The sequence below is a fragment of the Rhodopseudomonas palustris genome (assembly GCF_003031265.1).
Classification (GTDB): Bacteria; Pseudomonadota; Alphaproteobacteria; order Rhizobiales; family Xanthobacteraceae; genus Rhodopseudomonas; species Rhodopseudomonas palustris_H.
The window spans coordinates 4,206,382-4,231,557 of the sequence record NZ_CP019966.1; the positions used below are offsets into that span (position 1 = coordinate 4,206,382).

The following is a 25,176-nucleotide window of genomic DNA, read 5'->3' on the forward strand; positions in this document are numbered from 1 at the left end:
TCTTCGCAAGATAGCGCGCTGGCGCGCGCGATGGGTGCGCGGGTCAAGCCCGCGCATGACGGGAGTGGATGTGGCTGCGACTGCGCCACATAATCGGTCCCCCCTTTCAGCTGTCACCCCCCCTCGCTCGTCATTCCGGGGCGCCCGGAGCGCGCAGGCCGGAATGACGCGATGAAAAGACGGGGCCTGCCAATCGCGGAATCCGGGCTTCGCCCAGCCGGGCCTGAAGCCCGGGGGCGACGCCCCCCCCCCCGCCCGCCCCCCCTCCCCGTCCCTAGCCCCTGCCCCGCCGATCTGCTAAAGCGCGGCGTAATCCCCAAAACCCACGAGTTTGCGATGATCCCGCGTTATACCCGTCCGGAAATGGCTGCCATTTGGGAGCCGCTGACCCGTTTCAAGATCTGGTTCGAGATCGAGGCCCATGCCTCCGACGCGCAGGCTGCGCTCGGGGTGATCCCGAAGGAGGCCGCCGAGGCGATCTGGAAGGGCGGCAAGGACGCCGCGTTCGATGTGGCGCGGATCGACGAGATCGAGCGCGAGGTCAAGCACGACGTCATCGCCTTCCTGACCCATCTGGCCGAGTTCGTCGGGCCCTATGCGCGCTTCGTGCACCAGGGCATGACCTCGTCGGACGTGCTCGACACCTGCTTCAACGTCCAGCTCACCCGCGCCGCCGACATCCTGCTGGCCGACCTCGACCGCGTGCTGGCGGCGCTGAAGGCCCGCGCCTTCGAGCACCGGATGACGCCGTCGATCGGCCGCTCGCACGGCATCCACGCCGAGCCGGTGACGTTCGGCCTGAAGATGGCCTACGCCTATGCCGAATTCAGCCGCGCCCGTGACCGTCTGGTCGCCGCCCGCAAGGAAGTCGCGACCTGCGCGATCTCCGGCTCGGTCGGCACCTTTGCGCATATCGACCCGCGCGTCGAAGAGCACGTCGCGAAAGCGATGGGCCTCGCGGTCGAGCCGGTGTCGACCCAGGTGATCCCGCGCGACCGCCACGCGATGTTCTTCGCGGTGCTCGGCGTGATCGCCTCGTCGATGGAACGGCTCGCCACCGAGATCCGCCACCTGCAGCGCACCGAAGTGCTCGAGGCCGAGGAGTATTTCTCCGAGGGCCAGAAGGGCTCGTCCTCGATGCCGCACAAGCGCAACCCGGTGCTGACCGAGAACCTCACCGGTCTCGCCCGCATGGTGCGCGCCTATGTGATGCCGGCGATGGAGAATGTGGTGCTGTGGCACGAGCGCGATATCTCGCACTCCTCGGCCGAGCGGATGCTGGCGCCCGACGCCACCGTGACCCTGGACTTCGCGCTGAATCGTTTGGCCGGCGTGATCGAGAAGCTGGTGGTGTATCCGGAGAACATGACCAAGAACCTCGACCGCCTCGGCGGCCTGGTTCACTCGCAGCGGCTGCTCACCGCGCTGACCCAGAAGGGCTGCTCGCGCGAGGAGAGCTACAAGCTGGTCCAGCGCAACGCGATGCCGGTGTGGCGCGGCGAAGGTGACTTCCTGACGCTGCTGAAGAAGGATCCGGACATGAAGAAGTACATGACCGACGCCGAAATCGAAGAGCAGTTCGACCTCGGCTATCACCACAAGCACGTCGACACCATCTTCAAGCGGGTGTTCGGCGAGAGCTGAGGCGCGGCGCCGGCAGCGGCGCGCAACGAAAAGCCCCCGGTTTGCGGGGGCTTTTTTGTGGCTGCGGATGGTGTAAGCAGTCTGTTTGTGATGGCAGGAGCGATGCCTCCGAATGCTCCCGACACGGACACACCCTCATGGTGAGGAGGCGCGCAGCGCCGTCTCGAACCATGTGCCGCAGGCGATGCGTCCCCTCATCCTTCGAGACGCCCGGCTTTGCCGGGCTCCTCAGGATGAGGACTTTGGTGCCCTCGAGCAGCCAAGATCCGCTTCAATCAATCGATCAAGCGACAAGACTTGCCGGCGATGAAGTAAGCGCCGCTTACGCCGCTTTGGCGAAGTGCTGGGCGAGGCCGGCGAACAGGCCGCGGCCGTCGGTGCAGCCCATGATGTCTTCGACGTGGTTTTCCGGATGCGGCATCATGCCGAGCACGTTGCCGCGCTCGGAGACGATGCCGGCGATCGAGGCGGCGGCGCCGTTGATATTGTGGCTCTCGCCGACTTCGCCTTCCGGCGAGCAGTAGCGATACAGCACCCGGCCATCGCCCTCGAGCCGCTTCACGGTGTCTTCGTCGGCTTCGTAATTGCCCTCGCCGTGCGCCACCGGCACCTTGATCACCTGGCCGGCCTTGTAGCCGCGGGTGAACGGGGTGTCGTTGCGTTCGACGCGCAGATGCACGTCGCGGCAGATGAACTTCAGCCGCGCGTTGCGCATCAGCACGCCCGGCAGCAGGCCGGACTCGCACAGGATCTGAAAGCCGTTGCAGACGCCGAGCACCAAGCCGCCATCAGCGGCGAACTTGCGCACCGCGTCCATCACCGGCGCCCGCGCCGCAATCGCGCCGCAGCGCAAATAATCGCCATAGGAGAAGCCGCCCGGGACGACGACGAGGTCTGTGCCCTTCGGCAGCTCGGTTTCGGCATGCCACACCATCGCGGCGTCGTTGCCGGAGACGAGCTTCAGCGCGCGCGCCATGTCGCGCTCGCGATTGATGCCGGGGAAGACGAGAACGGCGGATTTCATGCGGTTTCCGTTAGCGCGTGGAGGGGCAGTGGACAATCGCGTCGATGGCGATGATCACGCAGACATCGTCGGCGAGTCGTTCAATTCGAGACGACGCTCGATGTGTTCGAGCCGGCCGTCATAGCGATCGAGGATTCCATAGACGTTCTGGACGTCCTGCTGCATGGAGATCAGGTAGCCGCGCATGGCGTTCATTTCAGATTTCAGCTCGTCGACCTTGTCCAATCTCTGCTGAACCTGCTTGAGCACTTCAAAAATCAGCTCGTTGCTCACGTCAGCCATGGCCTAGTCTCCGGAGACTAACCCTTCACCTCGATAGCATAATTCTCGATCACGGTGTTCGCCAGCAGCTTGTCGGCGGCGTCCTTGAGGGCGGCTTCGGCCTTGGCCTTGTCGGCGGCGCCGTCGAGCTCGATGTCGAACACCTTGCCCTGGCGCACGCTGGCGATGCCGGCGACGCCGAGCGACTTCAGCGCGCCCTCGATCGCCTTGCCTTGCGGATCCAGGATCCCGTTCTTCAAGGTAACAGTGACTCGTGCCTTCATGGTCGCCTCGATGATCCCCTCGTCATGCCGGGCGTAGTCCTGCCCTGCTGTCAGTCGTTCGTCGCTCTCATCCTTCGAGACGCCCGGCTGCGCCGGGCTCCTCAGGATGAGGTCCGCGGTATGGCGCAGGCCCCGGACACATCCTCATGGTGAGGAGCGTCGCGCAAGCGACGCGTCTCGAACCATGGGCCATGCGTGCGACCAGAGGACCGCGCGTGTCGCCTCAGCCCTTCACCAGCACCGGGCCGGAGCCGACCGGGCGCTCGTTTTCCATCAGGATGCCGAGGCGCTTGGCGACTTCGGTGTAGGCCTCCAAGAGGCCGCCGAGATCGCGGCGGAAGCGGTCCTTGTCGAGCTTCTCGTTCGACTTGATGTCCCACAGCCGGCAGCTGTCGGGCGAGATCTCGTCGGCGACGATGATCCGCATCATCTCGCTTTCGAACAGCCGGCCGCACTCCATCTTGAAGTCGACCAGGCGGATGCCGATGCCGAGGAAGAGACCGGTGAGGAAATCATTGACGCGGATCGCCAGCGCCATGATGTCGTCGATCTCCTGCGGCGTCGCCCAGCCGAACGCGGTGATGTGCTCTTCCGAGACCATCGGGTCGTTGAGCTGGTCGTTCTTGTAGTAGAACTCGATGATCGAGCGCGGCAGCTGGGTGCCCTCTTCGATCCCGAGACGCTGCGACAGGCTGCCGGCGGCGACGTTGCGCACCACCACCTCGAGCGGCACGATCTCGACTTCGCGGATCAGCTGCTCGCGCATGTTGAGGCGGCGGATGAAATGGGTCGGCACCCCGATGTCGTTGAGGTGCTGAAACAGGTACTCGGAGATCCGGTTGTTGAGGACGCCCTTGCCCTCGATCACCTGGTGCTTCTTGGCATTGAACGCGGTGGCGTCGTCCTTGAAGTGCTGAATCAGCGTTCCGGGTTCCGGACCTTCATACAGCACCTTGGCCTTGCCTTCGTAAATGCGACGTCGCCGGCTCATGGGGATGTACCGTGTTTTGTTGAAATCCATCGGGTGGTGGGCTCCGTCTGACGAAAGCGGCCCACGGCGGAGCTGCCGAAAGGCCAGGAATAGGAAACAGAACGAGAACCCAGCCTCGCTGCAACCTAGCTGATTGGCCCCCCCGATACAATCGATCCGGCCGGGTGGCCCGGGAGTTTTACCCCTCGCTGTGCGCCATTGTGGCAGTTGTCTTAACGGGCGGCTCTGGATATCTAGGCATCGAACCTGCCCACCGCAAACCGGCCCTTCTGCCGGCTCAAGATCGGAACAACAGACATGACCACGTTCGACAAGCGCGAAGAAGGCTTCGAGAGGAAGTTCGCGCTCGACGAAGAGCAGAAGTTCAAGGCCGAGGCGCGCCGCGACAAGCTGCTGGGCCTCTGGATCGCCGAGAAGCTCGGCCTGTCCGGCGACGCTGCCGCCGCCTACGCCAAAGAGGTGGTGATCGCCGACCTGGAAGAGGCCGGCGACGACGACGTGGTGCGCAAGGTCACCAAGGACCTCACCGACAAGGGCATCAACCTGCCGGAGACCGAACTGCGCGCCAAGATGGCCGAGTTCTATGCCCAGGCGGTCCAAGAGGTGAAGGCCGGAACCTGACAGGTTCCCGCCGGCCGCCACCGCGGCCACCTGATTGCCTAATCGAATTTCAAATGCCCGGGCCTGTCCCGGGCATTCGTGTTTTTGGCGCCGGCGCCGGGCCAAGCACGGCCGATGGTGTCCCACTCTGCGACAGCCCGCCTGGCTCGGATTAACGTTCGGCACGCAGGCGGAACAAAGCGGCGACGAATCGCTGCGAATCGGCCTTGCCGGCGCGGCGAACGCTGCAAGTTGTGCGTCCGCCTTCCCGCTCACACCAAGGCTGGAAGCGTCCCCTCGCCCATGGTCGGTGAACGGCGCGGAAGAGTTAACATTCGCGGTCGAACGATCTGAACGCGGCACGGGCGATGGCGCAGCGGTGGCCTGCCCCAACGATCCTCCGTCAGGGCCGGGGCGTGGCTGCGGAAGCGCTCGCGGCGACGTCCCCCTTGCCCTGCGATCTCCTAGGTATATATTCTTATGTTGGATTGATGCCCTGCTTTGACCGGAGCCCCAACATGCCCTTCCCGGTTTTTCGCTCCCCCATTCGTGTGCTCGACTCCTCCCTCGACCGGCTGGTGCTGGCCACGCTCGACGACGGACCGCCGCCGGTCCCTGGCGGCCGTCCGAAGGGCTGCAAGCGGCTGCATACCAATGCCAAGGTCGCCCATGTGCGCCGTCTGATCGAACAGACCTCGCTGACCTACAAGCAGATCGAGGCGAAGACTGGCGTCAGCGCCGGCACCGTCGGGCGCTGGAAGCGTGAGTTCAACTGGACGCGTCACCCATTGGCGCCGCGCGCCAGCGACACCGTGCCGACCGAGCGCGCCGGCCGCCGGCTGAAGCTCCGGATGCTCAGCAGCAAACTGCAGCAGCTTGCCGAACGCTATGTCGACGAGCTTTGGCAGTCGCCGTCGGTCGATCTCAACCGGCTGATCGAGGCGATGGAGGTGCTGAAAATGGCGCGGCTCACTCAAAAAGGTCGCGGTCGCCCCGGCAAACCCGGCCCGGCGCCGCGCACCGAAGAGGACTGGCTGGACCGCGAGCCCGCGATCCGCAAAGCCCTCACCGACATGCGCCACGGCGGCGTCTTCACCACCTGCATCCCCGCCGAAGCCATGGCGCTGCTGGACGACGCCTACACCCCGCCGAAGCGCGAAGTGGTGCGGCGGGGACCGAGGAGGAGGAAGTAGACAATTAAGGAGCTGCTTGCGCTAGGCCCTGATCTGCTCAACCCGATCGGATCGCGGCAGCCAAGGCAAAATTACACATTGAAGTTGTGCCGTTTTGCTCACAAACAATCGCCCAGGCCAGCGGGCCGGTGTCCGTTGCCCGGGCTATAACGAGAACTAAGAGGCGAGTTGGAACGGAATGGCTAGTCAGGCGCGAAAAGAGAAATTCTTGGCGGTGTTGGCTGAACTCGGCGGCTCCGCCGGCAACGGACGCCTGCGCGATGCGCTGCAATGGCAGGAAACGACCTATGACGCGGTGAAGGACGAGCTGGTCGCCGAAGGCGCCATCCTACCTGGCCGCGGGCGTGGCGGTTCGGTCGCATTGGCGAAGGCTGCGAAGATCGAACCCAAAAAGGCCGAACCGAAGCAGACGCCAGCAACCCCTCCTGCCACCAAACCGGCCCGCCCGAATGGCAATCGCAATGGCGGCGACCTCGGCTTCGAGGCCGATCTGTTCAAGGCCGCCGACAAGCTCCGCGGCAACATGGAGCCGTCGGACTACAAGCACGTCGCGCTCGGCCTGATCTTCCTCAAGCATATCTCGGACAGCTTCGAAGCCAAGCGCGCCGAGCTGCTGGCCGACTATCCCGACGGCGCCGAAGACCCGGACGAATATGCCGCCGAGAACGTGTTCTGGGTGCCAAGGGAGGCACGCTGGTCGCATCTGCAGGCGAATGCCAAGCAGCCGACGATCGGTAAGCTGATCGACGAGGCCATGATGGCCATCGAGAAGCGCAACGACACCCTAAAAGGCGTGCTGCCCAAGGACTACGCCCGCCCCGCGTTGAACGCGGTGATGCTCGGCGAATTGATCGACCTGATCTCCGGCATCGCGCTCGGCCAGGAAAAGGGCGAGGCGCGCGACGTGCTCGGCCGCGTCTATGAATATTTCCTCGGCCAGTTCGCCGGCTCCGAAGGCAAGCGCGGCGGCGAATTCTATACGCCGCGTTCGGTGGTCCGCGTCATGGTCGAAATGCTCGAGCCCTACAAGGGCCGGGTCTACGATCCGTGCTGCGGCTCGGGCGGCATGTTCGTGCAGTCGGAAAAATTCGTGCTGGAACACGAAGGCCGGATCGGCGACATCGCCGTTTATGGCCAAGAGTCGAACTACACGACGTGGCGGTTGTGCAAGATGAACCTCGCGGTGCGCGGCATCGACGCCGACATCAAATGGAACAGCGAGGGCAGCTTCCACAAGGACGAACTACGCGACCTCAAGGCCGACTACATCCTCGCCAACCCACCCTTCAACATTTCAGATTGGGGCGGCGACCGGCTGCGCGAGGACGCGCGCTGGACTTACGGCGTGCCGCCCGCCGGCAACGCTAACTTCGCCTGGATCCAGCACATTGTGCATCACCTCGCGCCGACCGGCACCGCCGGCGTGGTGCTGGCCAACGGCTCGATGTCATCGACCCAGAGCGGCGAAGACACCATCCGCCGCGCGCTGATCGAAGGCGTCGAGGGCAAGCCCGGCGTGGTCGACTGCATGATCGCCCTGCCCGGCCAGTTGTTCTACTCGACGCAGATCCCGGTCTGCCTGTGGTTCCTCGCCCGCGACAAATCCAACGGCATCGCCCGCGATGCCAAGCTGCGCGACCGACGCAACGAGATCCTGTTCATCGACGCGCGCAAGCTCGGCCACATGGTGGACCGCACGCGCAAAGAGTTTTCTTACGACGATATCGAGAAGATCACGCGGGCCTATCATGCTTGGCGCGGAGAGGCGGATGTGGGCGTCTATCAGGACGTGCCCGGGTTCTGCAAGTCAGCAGATCTGGAGAACATCAAAGGCCACGGATATGTGCTGACGCCGGGGCGATACGTGGGCGCGGCTGACGTTGAAGATGATGATGTGCCATTTCGAGAGCGGTTCGAAGCTCTGCGGGCAAAACTCGACGAACAGTTCACTGAAAGCAACAGGCTTGTGAAGACCATCCAAGCGAAGCTAAGTGAGATCGTCCCCCATGGGTGAATGGCTCACCGGCAATCTCGGCGACGTGATCGAGCTAAAGCGCGGCTACGATCTTCCCCAACAATCGCGCCAGCGCGGATTGATACCTATCGTTTCATCATCAGGGACCTCTGATTTTCATAGCGAAGCAAAGGTCAAAGGTCCTGGAGTGGTAACTGGGCGGTACGGCACGATTGGTGAAGTCTACTTCATCGATGGTGATTTCTGGCCACTCAATACAACTCTATATGTCCGCGACTTCAAAGGAAACGATCAGCGCTTCATCTCCTACTTCTTGCGTTGCATTGATTTTCTGGCCTACTCAGACAAGGCTGCCGTACCTGGGCTGAATCGAAATCACCTTCACACTGCTATTGTTAGATATCCTGCAGACCGTGAGGAGCAGTTCGCAATCGCCTCCATCCTCGGCGCTCTCGACGACAAGATCGAACTGAACCGGCGGATGAACGAGACGCTGGAAGCGATGGCGCGGGCGATCTTCAAGGACTGGTTCGTCGATTTCGGCCCGACCCGCGCCAAGATGGAAGGGCGGGCGCCCTACCTCGCGGCGGATGTGTGGTCGCTTTTTCCAGATGCTCTCGACAAAAACGGCGAGCCAGAAGGTTGGAATAGCTTTCGCCTAGATCAATTGGTAATCCATCATACCCGCGGGCTAACTCCTCTCGCAGCACCTGACGCCGAATTCGAGCATTTCAGTTTGCCTGCTTATGATACAAGCCGCTCCCCCACTCTTGAACGTGGGGCGCAGATTAAGAGCAACAAGACAATAGTCCCGCCGGATTCTATTCTGCTGTCGAAACTTAATCCCGAAATTGAGCGCGTCTGGATTCCGGAGCCTGCACAAGATCGACAGCAAATCTGCTCGACCGAGTTTTTAGCCTTTACATCAACCGAAAGCTCCAATCGAGCAATCCTATTTGGAATTTTTACTAATTTTGGATTCCGCGCGATGCTTCATTCCATGGCAACCGGCACCTCAAACAGCCATCAACGAATCTCCCCGACAAATCTCTTGCAGAGAAACGTACTGACTGCATCCCATACCACAATTTCGCAGTACGGGACTATTGCAGGCCCCTTCCTGCAGAAAATCTTGGGAAACCGTGCTGAGAACCGCGCCCTCGCCGCCACCCGCGATTTCCTCCTCCCCAAACTGATGTCCGGCGAAATCCGTATCAAGGACGCCGAGAAGATCGTCGGGAAAGCCGCATGAATTCTGAGGGCGACGAGGGAGAGGGCGAACTAATCTACAGCACCGAGGACGGCCGCGATGCAGTGCAGTTGCGGCCGGCGGACTGCACCGTCTGGCTGACCCTGGCCGAAATCGGCCTGCTGTTCGAGACGACCCCGCAGAACATCACCCATCATTTGCGCGCCGTTTTCGCGCAGGGCGAACTGACGCCGGAGGCGACAACTTGTAAGCACTCCTTACAAGTTCGACCGGAAGGTACACGTCAGATTGGGCTAGGCATTACCCGTCACGGTGGCAACGCCGGCAGTCCGGGTCCGACATTTCTATCATGATCATTTTTATCACGAATTGAGCGGAGACAGGTGTGGCCTATCTATCCGAAGCTGCCGTCGAGAAAATGGTCCTCGATCATCTCGCCCGGCTCGGCTATGCGGCGGCGTCCGACGCCGAGATCGGGCCAGACGGCAAGGCGCCGGAGCGGGAAGCCTATGCGGATGTGGTGCTGGTCAAGCGTCTCGCGGCGGCAATCGACAAACTCAATCCGGACATTCCCGCCGACGCGCGCGGCGACGCGTTGCGCAAGCTGCTCGCCACCGAGAAGCCCTCGCTGATCGAAGAGAACCGCCGCCTGCACAAAGCGATGATTGAAGGCGTCGACGTCGAGTTCTATGGCGAGGACGGGACAATTCGCGGCGACAAGGTCCGGCTGATCGACTTCGACGATCCCGCCGCCAACGACTGGCTGGCGACCGGCCAGTTCACGGTGATTGCCGGCACATTTAACCGGCGGCCGGACGTGGTGGTGTTCGTCAACGGCTTGCCGCTTGGCGTGATCGAACTGAAGGCGCCCGGCGGCGCCAACGCCACGCTGGAGGGCGCCTACAATCAGCTCCAGACCTACAAGAACCAGATCCCGGCGCTGTTCCGGACCAATGCGGTGCTGATCACCTCGGATGGCATCACCGCGCGCGTCGGCTCGCTGACCGCGGACCAGGAGCGCTTCATGCCCTGGCGCACCACGGATGGCGACGTGATTGCCGCCAAGGGCCATCCCGAGCTCAGCGTGCTGATCGAGGGTATCTTCGAGCAGCGCCGCTTGCTCGACCTCGTGCGCGACTTCACAGTGTTCGGCGAGACCGGCAAGGACCTCGCCAAGATCATCGCGGGCTATCATCAGTTTCACGCCGTCAAGCGCGCAGTGGATTCGACGATCCGCGCTTTGGCGCTGAATGTCAGGCCGACAACGGCGTCCCCGGGCTTTCCAGGCCTGCGCGAAGACCCTGCCGCCTACGGCCTGCCCGGAGTCAAAGACTACCCCAAAGGCGACAAGCGCATCGGCGTGATCTGGCACACCCAGGGCTCCGGCAAGAGCCTACTGATGGCGTTCTATGCCGGCCAGCTGGTGCGCCATCCGCAGATGGAAAACCCGACTATCCTGGTGATTACCGACCGCAACGATCTCGACGACCAGCTGTTCAGCACCTTTTCGATGTGCTGCGACCTGATCCGGCAGACGCCGATCCAGGCCGAAAGCCGGGAGGATTTGCAGGCGGCGCTCAGCCGCGCCTCCGGCGGCGTGATCTTCACCACCATACAGAAATTCACGCCGGCCGGCGGCGAAACGACCTACCCGAAGCTGTCCGACCGGCGCAACATCGTGGTGATCGCCGACGAAGCGCATCGCAGTCAGTACGGCTTCGGCGCTAAGATCGCGCAGAAGACCGGCGTGATTGCCTACGGCTTCGCTAAGTATTTGCGCGACGCGCTGCCGAACGCGTCGTTCATCGGCTTCACCGGGACGCCGATCGAAAAGGACGACGTCAACACCCCGATGGTGTTCGGCGACTATATCGACGTCTACGACATCAGCCGCGCGGTCGAAGACGGCGCCACGGTGCCGATCTACTACGAAAGCCGACTCGCACGCATCGAGCTTCGCCCCGAAGAAAAGCCGATCGTCGACGCCGAGATCGACGAACTGACCGAAGACGAGGCGATCACTGAACAGGAACGCATCAAGCGCAAATGGGCGACTGTGGAGGCCTTAGTCGGCTCCAAGAAGCGGCTCGCCATGGTGGCGGCCGACCTCGTCCAGCACTTCGAGGACCGCGCCGCCGCCCTGCCCGGCAAGGCGATGGTGGTGTGCATGAGCCGCCGCATCTGCGTGGCACTGTACGACCACATCGTCAAGTTGCGCCGAGATTGGCACAGCGATGACGACGCTTCCGGAGCTATCAAGATCGTGATGACCGGCTCGGCCGCCGATCCGGAAAGCTGGCAGCGCCATATCGGACCGAAGTCACGCCGCGACCTGCTGGCGAAGCGAGCGAAAGATCCGACGGACCCGCTGAAGCTGGTGATCGTGCGCGACATGTGGCTGACCGGCTTCGACGCACCGTCGATGCACACGATGTATGTCGACAAGCCGATGAAGGGGCACGGTCTGATGCAAGCGATCGCCCGCGTCAACCGCGTGTTCCGCGACAAGCCGGCCGGGCTCGTCGTCGACTATATCGGCATCGCGCAGAACCTGAAGAACGCGCTCGGCGAATATTCCGGCGCGGACCAGCGCCAGGCCGGCATCGACGAAGCCAAGGCGGTCGCCGCGTTACTCAAGGCGTACGAAGTCGTCAAGGCGATGTATCACGGGTTCGACTACGAGCGTGGCTTGGCCGGGACACCGCATCAACGCTTGGTCGTGCTGGCTGAAGCGATCGAATGGATTCTCACCCGTCAGCATGAAGCCGCTGCGCGCGAGACCAGCGAGGACGGCAAGCGCCGCGAGAATCGCCGCTATCAAGACGCCGTGCGTGCACTCTCTGTCGCCTTTTCGCTGGCAGCGGCCAGCGACGAGGCCCGCGCAATCCGCGATGAAATTGGGTTCTTCCAGACGGTCCGTATCGCGCTGGTGAAATCCGCTGAAAACTCGGGTCAGAGCAACGCCCAACGCGAGTTCGCCATCCAGCAGATTCTCGATCGCGCAGTGGTCTCGACCGAAATCGTCGACATCCTCGCCGCCGCCGGCATCACGTCGCCTGACATCTCCATCCTGTCGGACGAATTCCTCGCGGAGGTGCAGCAGCTCGATAAGAAGAATCTAGCGCTGGAAGCACTACGCAAGCTCCTGAACGACGAAATTCGCTCGCGCAGCCAGACCAACGTGGTCGAGACCAAGCGCTTCTCCGAGCGGCTGGAAGCCGCCATCGCCCGTTATCATAGCAACGCCATCTCCACCGTCGAGGTGCTGCAGGAGCTGATCGCCCTCGCCAAGGAGCTTCGCGCCGCCCGCCGACGCGGCGAGGAGCAGGGGCTCTCGCAGGAGGAAATCGCGTTCTACGACGCGCTGGCCGAAAACAACAGCGCGGTCGAGGCGATGGGCAACGACTCCCTCAAGCTGATCGCCCACGAACTCCTTGTCAGCCTCAAGGGAAACATCTCCGTGGACTGGTCACACCGAGAGAGCGCACGCGCGCGGATGCGTGTGCTGGTGAAGCGCATTCTCCGCAAGCACGGCTATCCGCCGGATCTTCAGGACGCTGCGGTGCAGACCGTGCTTCGACAGGCGGAAGCGTTGTCGGCGAGCTGGGCGGCTTAGTGGGTGGAGGCCCAGCCACGAATGATCATCCTCGCTCAAGCAGCCCGTTCAATTCCGCGCCCTTGGTCGCTCCGGCGAATGCCGTGAATGTGCCCTGCTCGGCGATCTCGCGCGCGGCGCCGAGGAAGCCGGCCCAGGCGCAGCGCGCCAGCGAGCCGCCGACGCTGATGCGGCGGACGCCGAGGTTGGCGAGCATCGGCACCGTCATGCTCGGCTGCGCGATCAGCACATTGAGCGGCTTCGGCGCCACCGCCTTCACCAGCGTGGTGATCTCGGCCTCGGTAGTGATGCCCGGCGCGTACAGGCAGTCGGCGCCGGCCTCGGCGAACGCCACCAGCCGCGCGGTGGTCTTGGCGAGATCGCGCTCGCCCTTGAAGAAACCCTCGCAGCGCGCCACCAGCACGACGTCCTCACCCGAGGCGTCGATCGCCGCCCGCGCCGCCTTGATGCGCTCGGCGGCGACCGCGTCGTCGTAGAACGGCTGCGCCGGATCGGTGGTCGTATTCTCGATCGAAAGCCCGGCGATGCCGGTGGCGATCGCGCGCGTGACATTGGCGGCGACGCCGTCGGGGCTGTCCGCAAAGCCGTTCTCGAAATCGGCGTTGATCGGCAGATCCACCGCCGCACACAGCGTGGTCAGATGCGCCAGCACGTCGTCGCAGCTGACCTGATTGTCCGCCCGCCCCGCCGACCACGCAAAGCCGGCACTGGTCGAGGCCAGCGCCTGAAACCCGAGCGACGCCAGCGCCCGCGCCGAGCCGACATCCCACGGATTCGGCAACACGAAGCAGCCGGCCTCGTGCAGCTTGCGAAACGTGGCCCGCTTGGCGGCGGTCGTGATCATCGGCGATCTCCCTGTGATGTCTGCTGTTGTTGTTGGCCGGACGCTAGCATGGTGCCGGCCGTGGCGTCGAAGCCGCCGATGCCAGCCGAAGTGTCCCACCCTGCGACAGCCGCCACCGCACGCCTTAACGTTCCGAACGCAGCCGGAACAAAGCGGTGACGAATCACAGCGAATCAGGTCGCGCGAGAAGTAACGAACTGCATCTCGCGCGGAGGCGAGCTTCCGCACACAAGAGATGGACATGCGCAAACGCGGCACGACCGGGCCAAGGGCGAAAAACGTTAACGAGAGAGACCGGGGACAGCGCGTAGGCGCCGAAGCGGAGTGAACGCGCCTCGCCCGGAACTGTCGGTCATTCACGCGCAACAGCCAAGCTCCGCTCGCCCCGCCGACTCCATTCCTAAGGGGATCTTTTGGGTTTTCAGCCGTTTAGGTGATATAAGAAGGAGGGAGAAAGTCCGATGTCCGGCCACCGCAACGCTACTGCCGACTTGATCGCGGACCTGGCGCGGCGGCACCGGGTTGAGCTTACCGCGACGGAATCCGATGTCCTCGCGCGTCACATCAGCCGGCTGGCGGGTGACGATGTCGTTTTGGACGATATCGAGCAGACGTTGATGTCCCTGCAGCGCGGGGGACATCTGAGCCGACGCGAACTGGTGCGCTTACAAGCGCGCTATCTGCGCGAATCCAGGCCGTGACGCTCGCCCCTTCGGCGTTTCTGAGACGCTAGGCTATTTTGTTGACGATCAGCTAGCGGATCAGAGCCGCAGCATCCCCATAGCTCAAGCGGCGCAATACGCTTCGCTATTGCGCCCTACGGCTTGCTAAGCAGGCTTCGAAACCTCATTGGCGCAGGCCTCTTCGAGCGCCTGCATAGCGCATGCGGTCATCGCGCTCGCAATCTGCCAAGCATTGAAGAGCTCATCGTGCAAATTCTCAAGATCCGCGATCATCGCATCACGACCTTCGTCAGTCTGGATCTTGAGGTGATGCCTCTCAAAGAAGCCATGGTTCAGTCGATTGCGCGCCCGCACAGCGGAAACAAAGCGACTACTTATATCTTCGTTGATTTCAACGCAGGCCTTCAGAGAGCTAAATAGGTTACCTAACGTGCTTCGGTCAATTTGATTGAGCGCCGATTGGGCGGCCTCAGCATCCGGAAGAACGTGCCAACCGTTCTTCAGGCCCTTAGCACACAGAATCAGCGTGCCCAGCTCAACTTCGAACAATTGAGCTGCCTCTGCAGTTATTCCGAATTTTGCATAAAGTTGATCTCGCGTCGCCATCAATCAATCGATGCTAGCATTGATATTAAGCACAACTATCTCCAAAACTATAAAGCATCTCACCCCAACCCCACCACCTCCAACTCCTGCGCGCCCTTCCCCACCACGTCGCCGACGCTCTTGCCCATCAGCAAGCGCGCCACCGGCGATACGAACGAGATCGTGCCCTGCTTCGGATCGGCTTCGTCTTCGCCGACGATGCGGTAGGTTTGGACGCGGCCGTCGGCGCGGCGGAACGTGACGGTGGAGCCGAACGCAATCTCGTCGGAGGAAGGCGGATCGGGCATCACTTGCGCGCTGCGCACCCTGGCTGCGTAGTAGCGCGCGTCGCGCAGCGGGATCGCTTCGGCGCGGCGGCGCTCGTTGACGTCCTCGATCGTGCCAGCAGCTTCGAGCGCGGCGCGCGCCTCGGCTAACTGCGCCTCCAGCGCCGCCAGCCCGGCTGCGGTGACGAGGTTCGGATGCGGCGAGATCGGGCGATCCGGCAGCACGGTCTCCGAGGCGGTCTCGGCACTATCTTCCTTGGTGAAAGCGACGCTCAAGTTGAACTCCATTGACGGTCGCCGGACGGCGACCTGACGCAACGACACAGCGCTCCCCGATCAAGAGGCGCGAACCCGTTCGGCAAACTCCCACCAGTGGATCTTGTTCGCCATCCAATTCCAATCGGCCATCGGCGAGGTCGATGGCAGCACATAGATCGACGTCGCTCCGATGCTCTCCTCATAACGCCCGAGGCCGACCCTGCGGCCGACGAACCGCTTCGCAGCTTCCAGACTGGTGAAGGCGAGAAAGTCGGGACGGTTCTCTTCGATCTTACGTCTGAGAACCACCCGATGTTCCGGCCGCGGCCGAACCTCGTGATCGCTTCCGGCCATATCCTTGCACAGGTCCGTCAGGCCGATGCCGAATGTCGTCACGTCGCGAAACTCGTGCGGCGCCAGCTGTCGATCGGTGAGGCGCGTTTCGCTGAGGACGCTCCAGAACTTGTTCCGGCCGTGCGCATAATAGCTTTGCGCCTTCTCCGACGCACGGCCGGCGGCGGTGCCGCAGAACACGACTCTGAGGCCGCGCTGCAGAACGTCAGGCAAGATGACCTTGGGCAAGCTCACCTGACCTTGCTGGCGCGCCTCCTCCACTCAGTTCGCCCGCGTCCAGGTGGCGGATTTGCAGATCATGCCGCCCATCGCGCAGCCCTGGGTGGTCAGCGTGCTGCCGGAGAGGTTCATCTTGCCGGTGTAGGTCTTGCCGTCCTCCGGATTGAAGGCACTGCCGGCCCAGGCGTTCGGGCCGGTCGGCTTCATGTCGAAGAATATCTTCTGGCCGACCTTGGCGGGGGTCTCGACGCCCGGCTTGAGCCACACCAGCGTGCCGCACACCGCGCCGCCGCAGGGCGCGAACTTGACCTTGGAGGCGCCGGTCTCGCGCAGCCAGGTGCCGCCGACGTCGTCGGCGCGCGCGCCTGTGGTGGCCAGCGCTGCGGCGAGCAGGCCGAGGCCGGTGAGCCATCCCGCGCGGCGCATCGTCGATGTCGTTGTCATGTCCCCTCCCGAGTTGCTTGTGCTGCGGCCAGCCGCCGCTTGGTACGAGCTGAACGTGCGCCGCGTCGCAAGTCAACGGGGCCTGCCGAATGCAAACAACTCGCTTGCCGGAAAGATCACGCCAGCCAGTTCTCGACTGCCAAACCCTGCACGCGACCAAACTCCTGCGTGTTCGCGGTGACGATGGTCGCACCGAGCGACTTGGCATGAGCTGCGATCAGGAGGTCGTTGCTGCCGATCGGCGTGCCTGCTGCTTCAAGCGATGAGCGGATCGCCCCATAGGCTTCGTCGGCGGGCGGCTCGAACGGCAGCACGTCGATTTCCTCGAGCAGATCGGCCACGGCCTTGGTCAATCTGACCGACCCGCTCTTGGCGCAGCCGTAGCGGAGTTCGGCGGCGACGATGATACTCGTGCAGACGTTGCCCTCTCCGACCTCGGCGATGCGGCGAACAGCAGCGCCGTGCGGATTGCGGATCAGATCGGAGAGAATGTTGGTATCGAGCATATAGCGCGTCACAGCACCTTCTCCGGCGCCGGCGCGGGATCGTCGATGACGGGGAACGGCTCGTCGAGCGGCGTCATCGATTTCAACAAAGCGATCAGTCCGCGTTTGCGAACGGGCTCGATCACCAGCCGATCCCCCTCGCGGTGCATGATCGCCTCGTTGCCGGGCATCTCGAATTCCACCGGAATGCGAACGGCCTGATTGCGGCCGTTACGGAACAGGCGGACATGGCGCCGATCGGTCATGGGCAGCCTCCTTCAGGCATATGCCAAAAGCATATGTCTGGCGAAACGCCCTCGCAAGGGCACCTACTGCGCCAGCGCCGTCTCCAGCCGCTCCAGCACCGCGGCGGTGTCGGCGGTGACCTCGGCGGCCTCGACCCACACCACGCGGTAGTCGCGCTCTTCGAGCCAGCCCTTGCGCGCGGCACGGTCGGCGGCGACGGCTTCGCTCTCACCGTCGTTGATCAGTTCGATCGCGACGCGGCGGGTGAAGGAGACGAAATCCGGGATGTGGCGGCCGACCGGGGTCTGGCGCTTGAAATTGCCGGCGAAGCGTCGGTCGGTGCGCAGCTTCTCCCATAAGAGCCGCTCGGCGTCGGTGGGATTGCGGCGCAGCAGCCGCGCCAGCCCGCGCAGCGAGCCTCCATCGGCCTCGGCGCCGCCGGACGCGCGGTCGGCGAGCAGGGCGCGCAATCGCGTGGCCTGGTCGCCGTCGAGTACGCCGCCCTTAGCCGGGCCCTTGCGGCCGTCGGCGATCGCCATCACCACGCCGTGCAGCGTGTGCATGTCCTGCTTGCTCGGCTCCATCCGGGTGAAGATGTTGCGCAGGTTCACCAGCATGGTGTCGCGCTTTTCCGGCGGGCGGAGGAATTCGACGCGGTCGAGCTCGGCGACCAGGTTGGAAAAGAACGCGTCGATCTGATGCTGCGAGGCGCGCGGGCTGCGCTCGGGCATCTCGTAAGGCAGCGCATTCTGGGTGGCGTGCTTGAACCACTCGTAGCCCATCAGCAGCACCGCCTGGGCGAGGTTCAGCGAAGCGAACGCCGGATTGACCGGGAAGGTGACGATGCGGTTGGCGAGCGCGACCTCGTCGTTCTCCAGGCCGTGGCGCTCGCGGCCGAACATGATGCCGGTGGAGCCGCCCGACGCAGTCTCGGCGACGATCTCCTGCGCGGCGGCTTCCGGCCCGCGCACCGGCTTGGCCTGATCGTGGGCGCGCGCCGTGGTGGCGAACAGCAGCGTACAGTCCTTCACCGCGTCGGCGACGCTGTCGAACAGCTCGACCGCGTTCAGGATGTGGTCGGCGCCGGCGGCGGAGCGCTGCGCGGCGATGTTCGGCCAGCCGTCGCGCGGCTTCACCAGCCGCAGCCGGGTCAGCCCGAAATTGCCCATCGCGCGGGCGCACATCCCGATGTTTTCGCCCAATTGGGGCTCGACCAGAATCACCACCGGGCCGTCGAGCGCGGCCGGGGGCTTGGATCGGTCGGTGCCGGAGCCGGACATGGGCAGGTCTTTCAAAAACGGGCGCCCTCGGAGTGATCCGAGGCGCGCGGGAGGATCGGGGGAAGCCGCGGCGGGGCGGGCCGGACGCCGGCGGCCGCCGCGCCTTTCCGTTGCCAAGGCGGCGGCGATTTCTCAAGCAAATAGTGGATTTGCCGGCCGGTTTGAACCGCTGTGAAGTACGCTTGACACAGCGCGCGCCCTACCCGCTTCCGGTCGCGGCACGCCTTGCGATCGCGGCGTTGCCGAGCCATGCGGAGCCGCGCTGCGAATCCGTCCAAATTGCTTCCGCAATCGCCTTTCGGCCCGTCCGGCGCGGTGCTATAGCGGGCGCGGCTTTAGTCCAATTCCCGCCCCTTTAAGCGCAGAATCACAAGAAGGCCCGATCCCGCATGGCGAAAATCAAGGTGACCAACCCAGTCGTCGAACTCGACGGCGATGAGATGACCCGCATCATATGGCAGATGATCAAGGACAAGCTGATCACGCCGTTCCTCGACGTGGAACTGATGTATTTCGACCTCGGGATGGAGCACCGCGACGCGACCGACGACCAGGTCACCATCGATGCGGCGAACGCGATCAAGCAGGTCGGCGTCGGCGTGAAGTGCGCCACCATCACCCCGGACGAAGCGCGGGTGAAGGAGTTCGGCCTCAAGAGCATGTGGAAGTCGCCGAACGGCACCATCCGCAACATCCTCGGCGGCGTGATCTTCCGCGAACCGATCATCTGCAACAACGTGCCGCGCCTGGTGCCGGGCTGGACCAAGCCGATCGTGATCGGCCGTCACGCTTACGGCGATCAGTATCGCGCGACTGACATCAAGTTCCCGGGCCCGGGCACGCTGACGATGAAGTTCGTCGGCGAGGACGGCTCGGTGATCGAGCGCGAAGTCTTCAAGGCGCCCGGCGCCGGCGTTGCGATGTCGATGTACAACCTCGACGAGTCGATCAAGGACTTCGCCCGCGCCTCGCTGAACTACGGCCTGATCCGCAACTATCCGGTCTACCTGTCGACCAAGAACACCATCATGAAGGTGTACGACGGTCGCTTCAAAGACATCTTCCAGGAGATCTTCGACAACGAGTTCAAGGCCGAGTACGACGCCAAGGGCCTGACCTACGAGCACCGCCTGATCGACGACATGGTCGCGTCGGCGCTGAAGTGGTCGGGCGGCTACGTCTGGGCCTGTAAGAACTACGACGGCGACGTGCAGTCGGACACCGTGGCGCAGGGCTACGGCTCGCTCGGCCTGATGACCTCTGTGCTGATGACGCCGGACGGCAAGACGGTGGAAGCCGAAGCCGCGCACGGCACCGTCACCCGGCACTATCGCGAACACCAGAAGGGCAAGGCGACTTCGACCAATTCGATCGCCTCGATCTTCGCCTGGACCCGCGGCCTCGCGCATCGCGCCAAGCTCGACTCCAACGAAGAACTCGCCCGCTTCGCCGACACGCTGGAGAAGGTCTGCGTGCAGACCGTCGAAGCCGGCTTCATGACCAAGGACCTCGCGCTCCTGGTCGGCGCCGATCAGCGCTGGCTGTCGACCGAGGGCTTCCTCGACAAGGTCGCGCAGAACCTGCACAAGGCGATGGACGCCAAGGCCGCCTAATCAGCGCGCCGACTGAACGAACGAAAAGGCGCGGGATCGCTTCCCGCGCCTTTTTCTTTGCGGCCCCGATCGGTTTAGAATTCACCGCATCAACCTCTCGCAGACTTACCGAAAGCCACGGCCACGCTCATGACGTCATTGCTAACCTTCTGCGCCGCTGCGCTGATGGAGATCGCCGGGTGCTTCGCATTCTGGGCGTGGCTACGGCTCGACAAATCGCCACTGTGGCTGATCCCCGGCATGCTCGCGCTGGCGCTGTTCGCTTACTTACTGACGCTGGCCGACAGTCCGCTGGCCGGCCGCGCCTATGCTGCCTATGGCGGCATCTACATCGCCAGTGCGCTGGCCTGGGGCTGGGCGATGGAAGGCAATCGTCCCGACCATTGGGACGTGATCGGCGCCGCGATCTGCCTGGTCGGCATGAGCGTGATCCTGTTCGGACCGCGCTCGCTGCCGGCGTGAACTAATCAGGCCGCAGCCCCGGCCGAAGCCGGTGCCGCAGCGCTGGTGATCGGGCTGACGGCCGCATCGCTGCTGATGGCATCGACGCCGAGGCGGGCGATCATGGCGCGGGCGATTTCGTCTTCGCCCATGATCACCAGATTGGCCCCGTTGCTGCGCAGATGGATGACCTCCTCGGCAGAATGCGCGCGGGCGATAATCAGCAGGCCGGGGTTGACGGCACGCGCCTTGGCGACGATCTGACCGCCTTCGAACGCATTGGGGATTGCCACGAGGAGACCGTGCGCCTGCGCGATCTCGGCCTCGTCGAGGATCTCCTGCGCGGCGGCATTGCCGTTGATCGCCGTGAAGCCTTCACGCTGCAGCCGCGCCACCCGCTCGTCGTCGTTCTCGATCACCACCATATCGGCACCGGAACGGCGGAGCGCGGCGCTGACATTGGAGCCGACGCGGCCGTGCCCGACCAGCACGATATGGCCACGCGGCTGGGCTGGCATTGCAGCGGCCGCAGCGTCCTTCGCGGCCTGCTTGGCGGCTTCCGCCGCCGCCGCGACTTTGGCGCTGAAGCGGTCGAGCAGCACGAACATCACGGGATTGAGCATGATCGAAATGATCGCGCCGGCCAGCACCAGATCGCGGCCACGCTCCGGCATCAGCCCGAGCGCGACGCCGAGCCCGGCGAGAATGAACGAGAACTCGCCGATCTGCGCCAGCGAGGCGGAGATCGTCAGCGCCGTCATGTTGGGATGGCCGAACAGCCGCACGATGAAGAACGCGGCGATCGACTTGCCGAACACGATGATCAGCACGGTGACCAAGAGCGGCAGCGGTTCGCGCGCCACGATGCCGGGATCGACCAGCATGCCGACAGAAACGAAGAACAGCACCGCGAACGCATCGCGCAGCGGCAGCGTTTCGTTGGCGGCGCGATGACTGAGCTCGGACTCCGACAGGATCATGCCGGCGAAGAATGCGCCGAGCGCGAGCGATACGTCGAACAGCACCGCCGCGCCGAACGCGACGCCGAGCGAGATCGCCAGCACCGCGAGACGAAACAGCTCGCGCGAGCCGGTGTGCGCCACATAGTGCAGCATCCACGGAATGATGCGGCGGCCGACCACCAGCATGAACACCATGAAGGCGAACACCTTGCCGAGCGTCAGCGCAACCGGCCACAGCACCATCTGCCAATTGGCGGTGGTCGCCTCGCCCTTGAGCAAGCCGGCGACCGCGGGCAGCAGCACCAGCGTCAGCACCATCGCGATGTCTTCGACGATCAGCCAGCCAACCGCGATCCGGCCGCGCTCGCTGTCGACCAACCGGCGCTCCTGCAGCGCGCGCAGCAGCACCACGGTACTTGCGACCGACAGCGCCAGACCAAACACCAAGCCGGCGCCAAACGGCCAGCCCAGCGCATGGCCGAGCCCGGCACCCAGCACGGTTGCGGCGCCGATCTGCACCACCGCGCCGGGAATCGCGATCGCCCGGACTTCGAGCAGATCCTTCAATGAGAAGTGCAGACCGACGCCGAACATCAGCAGGATCACGCCGATCTCCGCGAGCTCGTTGGCCAGGCTCTGATCGGCCACATAGCCGGGGGTGAATGGGCCGATCACAACGCCGGCGAGCAGATAACCGACCAGCGGCGAGATTTTCAGCCGCTGGGCCGCGACACCGAAGGCAAATGCCAGCACCAAGCCGGCCACGATGGTGGAAATCAGTGGGGTGTTGTGCTCCATCGTTCCGTTGTGCGGCATGACGCCGCGACCGTCCACCCGAGCGGCGGCTACCGATCGCCGCAGTGCACGCTGGCGCCAGGGAACCCGCTTGGGCCGAAGTGCAGAATCGCGATCTATTGCCGCAGCCCTGCGACGATTTGATCGATGTCGTCGCCCTCCGCTACCTCACGTGATTGAAGGAACGATGTCAGTCGAAAACGATGTCGGAGTTTACCGGGAAGCCTTGGTGTTTCTCGGGACCGCAGGCGTATTGATCCCGGTGATGACGCGGTTTCGCGTCAGCCCGGTGCTCGGCTTTCTGGTCGCCGGGCTGGTGCTCGGCCCACACAGCCTCGGCCGGATCGGCGCCGACCTGCCCTGGCTGAGTTACGTCACCATCACCTCGCAGGATGCGGTCGACCGGCTCGCTGAACTCGGCGTCGCCTTCCTGCTGTTCACCATAGGCCTCGAACTGTCGTTCGACCGGCTCTGGACGATGCGGCGGCTGGTGTTCGGCCTCGGCATGTCGCAGGTGGTGCTGACCACGGCAGCGATCAGCGGCATCGCGCTGATCTTCGGCAACACGGTGGAATCGAGCCTGGTGATCGGCGCCTGTCTGGCGCTGTCGTCGACCGCGATCGTGCTTCAGCTTCTCGCCGAGCAGAAGCGGCTCGCCACCGTTGCCGGCCGCAGCATCTTCGCGGTGCTGCTGGCGCAGGATCTCGCCGTGGTGCCGATCCTGTTTCTGATCGTGGTGTTCGGCAAAGCCGCCGGTGACGCGGCGAGCGGCGGCGCGGTCAGCACCGGCGCAGTGTGGCTCGGTCTGGGCATGGCGCTGGTGCAGGCGGCGGCCGCGATCCTGCTGATCATCGGCTTCGGCCGCCTGGTTCTGCGCCGGCTGTTCCGCTTGGTGGCTTCGACCCACAACCGCGAGCTGTTCATGGCGACGATCCTGTTCGTCGTCGTCGGTACCTCGCTGGTCACCCACGTCGCCGGACTGTCGATGGCGCTCGGCGCCTTCCTGGCGGGTCTGGTGCTGGCGGAGACCGAATTCCGCCGCCAGGTCGAAGTCGATATCGAGCCGTTCAAAGGCATGCTGCTCGGGCTGTTCTTCATCTCGGTCGGGATGCGGATCGACCTTGCGGAGGTCGCGCGCTATCCGGCGATGGTCGCCACCTCGGTGATCGGCATGACGGCGCTGAAGGCGGTGGTGATCGCCGGCCTCACCTGGCTGTTCCGGCTGTCGCGGCCGGTGATCGCCGAGGCCAGCCTGTTACTCGCCGGTGGCGGCGAATTCGCCTTCCTGGTGCTCGGGCTCGCAAGCTCCAGCGGCCTCGTGACGCGCGAAGTCGAGCAGTTCATGCTGCTGGTGTCGTCGGGCACCATGATGCTGACGCCGTATCTGGCGCGGCTCAGCCGCAAGGCCAGCGCACGTGCCCGCAAGGCGGTGGCGGTCGCGGCCGGCCACACCGATCCGACGCCCGGCGACACGCCGCGCATCATCCTGGTCGGCTACGGCCGCGTCGGCCGCATCGTCGGCGACATCCTGAACAAGCAGGGCAAGCCGTTCATCGGCATCGATGTCGATCCCGAGGCGGTCGCCCGCGCCCGCAAGGCCGGCGCCAATGTGGTGTATGGCGACGCCACCCAGCGCGCCTTCCTGCGCAAATGCGGGCTCGGCGATGCGCCCGCCGTGGTGGTGACGATGCACGACGCCGCGGCCGCCGAACATGTCGTCGCCGCGGCCCGCGCCGAGCGCGCCGATCTGCCGGTGATCGTCCGCGCCCGCGATGCCGATCACGCCGCCCGGCTGTTCACCCTCGGCGCCACCGAGGTGATCCGCGAAGTCCTCGAAGCCAGCTTCGAGATCGCCTCCACCGTTCTGCAGGCGCTCGGCATGCCGGTCGGCAAAGTCATCGCCGTGATCCACGACGAACGCGACACCAGGAAGAAGCGGGTCCGCGCCGGCGTGCCGGCGGATTAATCACTCTTATCCGCAAACGTTCGTTTCTCACCCGTCATTCCGTGGCGCTCACAAAGTGAGCGAACCCGGAATCTCGAGATGATGCGCACAGTGCTCGACCGATCGGGATTCCGGGTTCGCGCAGCTTCGCTGCGCGCCCCGGAATGACGGGGCGAAGTTGTTACTTCGTCGGCGCGCGGCGGAAGTGGTAGCGGTAGAGCTCACGGTCGAAGCCGAGGCCCGCATAGAGCGCGCGGCCGGCGGTGTTGTCGGTGACGACCTGCAGACAGGCGCCGGTGGCGCCTTGGGCGGCGGCCCAGGCGAGCAGCGCGGTCATCAGGCGCTTGCCGAGGCCCTGCCCGCGCAGCGCCTCGTCGACCACCACCGACTCGATCACCACCAGATCGCCGTGCAGCACGCCATAGGCGGTCGCGACGATGCGGCCGTCGTGGCGGAGCGCGAAGAAACCGGTCGGCAACGCGATTGCATCGACGACGCGGGCATACACGGAGGCATGTGACGGTGATTGCGCCTGCAGCCGTGCGATGGCCGCCAGCCACTCGGCATCGGCGCGCGCGGTGATAGCGACATCCGGCGCCATCGCGGGAAAGTTCTCGGGCGCCAGATCGCGATACAGCGTGCAGGCTTCACCCTCGGCCGTGAAACCGCGGGTGTCGAGTTCGCGCTCCACCTGCGGCGGCAACAGCGAGACCAGCCGCACGATCAGCGGCAGCGCTTGCGCGCGATAGAGCCGATCGAATGCGTCGAGCTGCGGCGCGATCGTGGCGATGCCCGGATGCAGCGGATTGGCCGAATTGATCCGGCGCGACACGCCGTCGCCGAAACGCAGCAACCAGTCGCCGATCAGCGCGCACCGCAACGACGGCCAAGCGTTGTGGCAGGCCTGTTCGACCTGCCACGCCAATGCGTGATCCAC

General features: G+C 64.3%; 25 protein-coding genes. 11 read left to right on the plus strand and 14 right to left on the minus strand.

Annotated features, from left to right (window positions below; translation table 11 throughout):
* Positions 1-336: 336 nt before the first annotated feature.
* Positions 337-1,644: an adenylosuccinate lyase gene (gene purB, locus RPPS3_RS19545; protein ID WP_107345548.1), complete on the plus strand. Its 1,308-nt coding sequence runs from the start codon at positions 337-339 to the stop codon at positions 1,642-1,644.
* 322 nt (positions 1,645-1,966) lie between these two features.
* Here the strand turns inward: purB and purQ are convergent, their stop codons facing one another.
* From purQ to purC, 4 genes are all read right to left on the minus strand, one after another.
* On the minus strand, positions 1,967-2,668 hold the full coding sequence (purQ, locus tag RPPS3_RS19550) for a phosphoribosylformylglycinamidine synthase subunit PurQ (RefSeq protein ID WP_107345549.1): 702 nt from the start codon (positions 2,666-2,668) through the stop codon (positions 1,967-1,969).
* A 54-nt stretch (positions 2,669-2,722) separates the two neighbouring features.
* Positions 2,723-2,950: a hypothetical protein gene (locus RPPS3_RS19555; RefSeq protein ID WP_107345550.1), complete on the minus strand. Its 228-nt coding sequence runs from the start codon at positions 2,948-2,950 to the stop codon at positions 2,723-2,725.
* Between the two features lie 17 nt (positions 2,951-2,967).
* Entirely contained in the window at positions 2,968-3,213 is a 246-nt protein-coding gene (gene purS / locus RPPS3_RS19560) for a phosphoribosylformylglycinamidine synthase subunit PurS (RefSeq protein ID WP_107345551.1), read from the minus strand.
* Positions 3,214-3,436: 223 nt separating this feature from the next.
* Positions 3,437-4,204, minus strand: coding sequence for a phosphoribosylaminoimidazolesuccinocarboxamide synthase (purC, locus tag RPPS3_RS19565; protein ID WP_199851757.1), 768 nt, complete (start codon positions 4,202-4,204; stop codon positions 3,437-3,439).
* Positions 4,205-4,501: 297 nt separating this feature from the next.
* On the opposite strand from purC, the gene RPPS3_RS19570 reads away from it, so the two are divergent.
* The 6 genes from RPPS3_RS19570 to RPPS3_RS19595 all read left to right on the plus strand — a co-directional run bounded on the left by RPPS3_RS19570 (position 4,502) and on the right by RPPS3_RS19595 (position 12,798).
* The gene (locus RPPS3_RS19570; RefSeq protein ID WP_107345553.1) at positions 4,502-4,825 is read left to right on the plus strand and encodes a DUF1476 domain-containing protein; all 324 of its coding nucleotides are present in this window, start codon (positions 4,502-4,504) and stop codon (positions 4,823-4,825) included.
* A gap of 497 nt (positions 4,826-5,322) precedes the next feature.
* On the plus strand, positions 5,323-5,997 hold the full coding sequence (locus RPPS3_RS19575; protein ID WP_107345554.1) for a hypothetical protein: 675 nt from the start codon (positions 5,323-5,325) through the stop codon (positions 5,995-5,997).
* A gap of 214 nt (positions 5,998-6,211) precedes the next feature.
* The gene (locus RPPS3_RS19580) at positions 6,212-8,011 is read left to right on the plus strand and encodes a type I restriction-modification system subunit M (RefSeq protein ID WP_234820245.1); all 1,800 of its coding nucleotides are present in this window, start codon (positions 6,212-6,214) and stop codon (positions 8,009-8,011) included.
* Positions 8,004-9,224: a restriction endonuclease subunit S gene (locus tag RPPS3_RS19585; protein WP_107345555.1), complete on the plus strand. Its 1,221-nt coding sequence runs from the start codon at positions 8,004-8,006 to the stop codon at positions 9,222-9,224. The genes RPPS3_RS19580 and RPPS3_RS19585 overlap by 8 nt, the downstream gene beginning before the upstream one ends.
* A complete protein-coding gene (locus RPPS3_RS19590) occupies positions 9,221-9,535 on the plus strand; it encodes a hypothetical protein (RefSeq protein ID WP_107345556.1) in 315 nt (104 codons plus the stop codon). Before RPPS3_RS19585 ends, RPPS3_RS19590 begins: the two co-directional genes overlap by 4 nt.
* Positions 9,536-9,567: 32 nt before the next feature.
* Positions 9,568-12,798, plus strand: coding sequence for a type I restriction endonuclease subunit R (locus tag RPPS3_RS19595; protein ID WP_107345557.1), 3,231 nt, complete (start codon positions 9,568-9,570; stop codon positions 12,796-12,798).
* 25 nt (positions 12,799-12,823) lie between these two features.
* Here RPPS3_RS19595 and RPPS3_RS19600 read toward each other — a convergent pair whose 3' ends face one another.
* Positions 12,824-13,642 (minus strand): isocitrate lyase/PEP mutase family protein, encoded by an 819-nt coding sequence (locus RPPS3_RS19600; RefSeq protein ID WP_107345558.1) that lies wholly within the window; start codon positions 13,640-13,642, stop codon positions 12,824-12,826.
* A 461-nt stretch (positions 13,643-14,103) separates the two neighbouring features.
* Between RPPS3_RS19600 and RPPS3_RS19605 the strand changes: the two genes are divergently transcribed.
* Positions 14,104-14,343, plus strand: a complete 240-nt coding sequence (locus tag RPPS3_RS19605) for a hypothetical protein (RefSeq protein ID WP_107345559.1) — start codon at positions 14,104-14,106, stop codon at positions 14,341-14,343.
* Positions 14,344-14,469: 126 nt separating this feature from the next.
* On the opposite strand, the gene RPPS3_RS19610 is transcribed toward RPPS3_RS19605, so the two are convergent.
* From RPPS3_RS19610 to RPPS3_RS19640, 7 genes are all read right to left on the minus strand, one after another.
* Positions 14,470-14,931, minus strand: coding sequence for a hypothetical protein (locus tag RPPS3_RS19610; protein ID WP_107345560.1), 462 nt, complete (start codon positions 14,929-14,931; stop codon positions 14,470-14,472).
* 59 nt (positions 14,932-14,990) lie between these two features.
* Positions 14,991-15,473, minus strand: coding sequence for a transcription elongation factor GreA (gene greA, locus RPPS3_RS19615; protein WP_107346689.1), 483 nt, complete (start codon positions 15,471-15,473; stop codon positions 14,991-14,993).
* 60 nt (positions 15,474-15,533) lie between these two features.
* Complete coding sequence (locus RPPS3_RS19620) at positions 15,534-16,070, minus strand: mismatch-specific DNA-glycosylase (RefSeq protein WP_234819990.1); 537 nt, start codon at positions 16,068-16,070, stop codon at positions 15,534-15,536.
* A complete protein-coding gene (locus RPPS3_RS19625; RefSeq protein ID WP_107345561.1) occupies positions 16,071-16,472 on the minus strand; it encodes a DUF2147 domain-containing protein in 402 nt (133 codons plus the stop codon).
* Between the two features lie 116 nt (positions 16,473-16,588).
* Positions 16,589-16,978 (minus strand): type II toxin-antitoxin system VapC family toxin, encoded by a 390-nt coding sequence (locus tag RPPS3_RS19630; RefSeq protein ID WP_434006784.1) that lies wholly within the window; start codon positions 16,976-16,978, stop codon positions 16,589-16,591.
* An 8-nt stretch (positions 16,979-16,986) separates the two neighbouring features.
* Complete coding sequence (locus tag RPPS3_RS19635) at positions 16,987-17,223, minus strand: antitoxin (RefSeq protein WP_107345563.1); 237 nt, start codon at positions 17,221-17,223, stop codon at positions 16,987-16,989.
* A gap of 63 nt (positions 17,224-17,286) precedes the next feature.
* Positions 17,287-18,483, minus strand: coding sequence for a TrmJ/YjtD family RNA methyltransferase (locus tag RPPS3_RS19640; RefSeq protein ID WP_107345564.1), 1,197 nt, complete (start codon positions 18,481-18,483; stop codon positions 17,287-17,289).
* A 389-nt stretch (positions 18,484-18,872) separates the two neighbouring features.
* Between RPPS3_RS19640 and RPPS3_RS19645 the strand changes: the two genes are divergently transcribed.
* Together RPPS3_RS19645 and RPPS3_RS19650 are read left to right on the plus strand one after the other, a co-directional pair.
* Positions 18,873-20,096, plus strand: coding sequence for an NADP-dependent isocitrate dehydrogenase (locus RPPS3_RS19645; RefSeq protein ID WP_107345565.1), 1,224 nt, complete (start codon positions 18,873-18,875; stop codon positions 20,094-20,096).
* 129 nt (positions 20,097-20,225) lie between these two features.
* Positions 20,226-20,558, plus strand: coding sequence for a YnfA family protein (locus RPPS3_RS19650; protein WP_107345566.1), 333 nt, complete (start codon positions 20,226-20,228; stop codon positions 20,556-20,558).
* A 5-nt stretch (positions 20,559-20,563) separates the two neighbouring features.
* Here the strand turns inward: RPPS3_RS19650 and ybaL are convergent, their stop codons facing one another.
* Positions 20,564-22,315, minus strand: coding sequence for a YbaL family putative K(+) efflux transporter (ybaL, locus tag RPPS3_RS19655; RefSeq protein WP_199852156.1), 1,752 nt, complete (start codon positions 22,313-22,315; stop codon positions 20,564-20,566).
* A gap of 166 nt (positions 22,316-22,481) precedes the next feature.
* Here ybaL and RPPS3_RS19660 point away from each other — a divergent pair, with 166 nt between their 5' ends.
* The gene (locus RPPS3_RS19660; RefSeq protein ID WP_107345567.1) at positions 22,482-24,260 is read left to right on the plus strand and encodes a cation:proton antiporter domain-containing protein; all 1,779 of its coding nucleotides are present in this window, start codon (positions 22,482-22,484) and stop codon (positions 24,258-24,260) included.
* Positions 24,261-24,420: 160 nt separating this feature from the next.
* On the opposite strand, the gene RPPS3_RS19665 is transcribed toward RPPS3_RS19660, so the two are convergent.
* Positions 24,421-25,176 carry a GNAT family N-acetyltransferase gene (locus RPPS3_RS19665; protein ID WP_107345568.1) on the minus strand — a complete coding sequence of 252 codons (756 nt, stop codon included), beginning with the start codon at positions 25,174-25,176 and terminating at the stop codon, positions 24,421-24,423.